Source organism: Candidatus Electrothrix sp. (genome assembly GCF_052785085.1).
In genome coordinates, this window is record NZ_JALAAI010000211.1 from 1 (window position 1) to 3154 (window position 3154).

1 protein-coding gene and 1 pseudogene are annotated in these 3154 nt (G+C 48.2%); one reads left to right on the forward strand and one right to left on the reverse strand.

The genetic code is table 11. The features are described 5' to 3' along the window. The first annotated feature begins 504 nt into the window (after positions 1–504). Entirely contained in the window at positions 505–2328 is a 1824-nt protein-coding gene (locus L2082_RS18955; RefSeq protein ID WP_446012172.1) for a RecQ family ATP-dependent DNA helicase, read from the forward strand. A 381-nt stretch (positions 2329–2709) separates the two neighbouring features. Here the strand turns inward: L2082_RS18955 and L2082_RS18960 are convergent. Further along, positions 2710–3027, reverse strand: a pseudogene (locus tag L2082_RS18960) (oxidoreductase); the annotation flags it as partial. Between the last annotated feature and the right edge of the window lie 127 nt (positions 3028–3154).

Consider the following 3154-nt stretch of genomic DNA (forward strand, 5'->3'; position numbering starts at 1 on the left):
AAAATTGAGAAAAGAGTGCAAAATATCAGAGAAAGGTTTCAAATCTCCACTTAATGTCCTTTTTTTTCTATCGTAAAATTATACGATTAACCCCATTACAAAAAAAGCATGTCAGGGGCCTGTTATAACGGTCATGACCAGCTAATTCTACACAGAATGTACGACAAAAAATGTTTTTTTTCAATGCGAATTCAGGTAATCTGATGCTTCATCAGCCAGATGATAATTTTGGTATACTCAGTATCCTGGATTATCGAAAAGTGCGCGTCTCAGAGAGCCGAGGGTCTGGAAAACCGTTCAAGCCGATTATGACAGGCGAGTCTGATCAGACAAAATTTGTACGAAGTTCCTTTACATTCAGGACAATGATTATTAATAAAGCTCATGTTACCTCTTTTTTTTGGGGGTAGATAATAACGAGACTTGATAATGAAATTAACTAAATATTAAACATATACAGTCAAGTTGTGTTGAGCCGGTGCCGAAAATTATCAGGGAGGGAGCATGACTGTATTGACCAGTACACCGCAAGAAAGCCTGCAACAGTTCTTTGGCTTTGAAGATTTTTTGTCTGGCCAGGAGGCCGTGATTTCCGCTGTCCTAGCAGGCCGTTCTGCCTTGGCTATTTTTCCTACCGGCCAGGGAAAAAGCCTCTGCTATCAGCTCCCTGCTCTTCATCTCCCTGGTTTGACGTTGGTGGTTTCCCCGCTCATGGCCCTGATGAAGGATCAGGTGGATTTTCTTGTTGGCAAAGGCATTACCGCAGCCCGGCTGGATTCTTCCCTGGATTTTAATCAGGTTACTGCTGTCTATGACAGGCTGCAACAAGGAGATCTGAAGCTGCTCTATGTGGCCCCGGAACGCTTTGCCAATGAGCGTTTTGTCGGTTTGATCTCCCGGCTTCAGCTCTCTCTACTGGTTATTGATGAGGTTCATTGTATTTCCGAATGGGGGCATAATTTTCGCCCGGATTATCTGAAGCTTGCAGAATTAGCCAAGACCTTTGCTGTACCGGCAGTTTTGGGGTTGACAGCCACAGCAACGCCCAAAGTGGCTGAGGATATCCGACAGAGCTTTGCTATTGCCGAAGCTGATTGTATTCAAACCGGGTTTTATCGTCCTAACCTGGCCCTGCTCTTTGAACCAGCTGGTAAACCGGGTAATGAACCAGACAAAGCCTTATTGCGTCATCTTACTGAAAAGAAAGATAGCAGGAGCATAGGTCCGAGCATCGTCTATGTCACGCTTCAGCAGACAGCAATGGAGGTGGCTCGAATGCTTGCAGAGGCTGGTTTTCCTGCAAGGCCTTATCATGCTGGTCTCAAGGATGAGCAACGCCAGGAAGTTCAGGACTGGTTCATGGATTCGGACGAGGCCATTGTGGTGGCCACCATTGCCTTTGGTATGGGCATTGATAAGAGCAATATCCGGGCGGTATATCATTATAACCTGCCCAAGAGTCTGGAGAATTATGCTCAGGAAATCGGCAGGGCAGGGCGGGATGGTTTGCCTTCAACCTGTCTCATGCTGGGCAATGGTGATGATCTCCATGTGCTGGAGAATTTTGTCTACGGCGATACCCCGGAGCCTGATCATGTGCAGGATTTTGTCGATCATATCCTGAATCAGGAGACCGTTTTTTCCTGCTCTGTTTATGAGCTTTCCGGCCTTTTTGATATGCGGCCTTTAGTGGTCAAAACCCTGCTCACCTATCTGGAGCTTGAGGGTGTGCTGCAATCCACAGGCCCGTTTTACAGCAGTTATTCCTTTAAGCCTTTACGCCCTTCTGCGGAGATTTTGCCCCGCTTTGATGCAGACCGACAGCAATTCCTCAAGAACCTCTTGTCCTGCGCAGTCAAACAGAAGATTTGGTTCACTATTGATCTTGATGAGGCTATGCAACGAACCGGCAGCCCAAGAAAACGGGTGATTGCAGCCCTGGATTATCTGGAACAGCAGGGTGACTTGGTGCTCAAGGTCAGTGGAGCCCGGCTTGGTTTCAGGAAACCTGCTCATGCTCAACTTGATATTGGAACCCTGAAACAGGGGCTGGTTGAACGTTTTGCTCAACGGGAACGCAGTGACCTGAAACGGCTGGGTTTAGTGGTTGAGCTGATCAATCATGCAGGTTGCAAGACCGAATTTCTGTTGCGTTACTTTGGGGAGGAACGAGGGGGCTGCGGGCATTGCTCGTTCTGCTTACAGGGTGAAAATGCGTTGATCAGGAGTAGGGGCAATGATGAGACAATACCGGAACAGCAAGGATTGGCTGAAGCATTGCAGCGACTTCGCAGGCAATATCCCCAGGCATTGTCCAGCCCGCGCTAGATCACCCGCCTGCTTTGTGGGCTTTCATCTCCGGGATTGACCCGGAGTACGTTGAGCAAGCATGAGTTGTTTGGACGATTGGAACAATATCCTTTTGCTGCGGTTATGGAGTGGGTTCGTTCTTTATGAGCCTTCTGCTGGCGCAATAGTTTCGCAACCAGACCAAAGCCTGTTACCGTCCGTATGTCTACTTTTTGAGGAAAAGCGAGCCCGCAGACTATCGTGAACGTAAAGAGAAAGTTGAGACTCGCCGTCTCAACAAGGCTGGTCAGAGAGCCTGCTATGATGAAACTCAGCCATGTCCAGGCTCTGGCAATTCCGACCAAGCAGTTTCTGGTTGCCTGTCAAGAGGCGTGGCCGATGGCTGTAGGTACGCCAGTTCTATTTAAGGGGAGGATAATCCGTATACCCTTTTTCTCCCGGTGTATAAAAGGTGTTTTCATCCCACTTGGCAAGCTCCGCATTCTTTTCAAACCGCTCTACAAGGTCAGGATTGGAAATGAAAGGTTTTCCAAAGGCTACCAAGTCTGCCAGGTTGTCCTTGATGACCTGGTTTCCTCGTTCCCTGTTGAAGTTAGAGTTGATCATGAGCGTCCCCTTGTACAGGGGCCTGTAATGTTTTGCGATGTTGGGCTCGGCCCCCGGAACTTCCGTGACATCGTTGAATGGCTCGGAAAGATGAAGGTAAGCCAGATCGTACAGCAATTCCCGGACACGACAACGATATACGCCTGTTGAGCATTTTTGCTCTCTCTGGAGAGACTCAGGCGTTCTTCCCTATAGCAATGTGACTATTTTCCTGGCCGTCCAGCTAACTTTCTCTTCA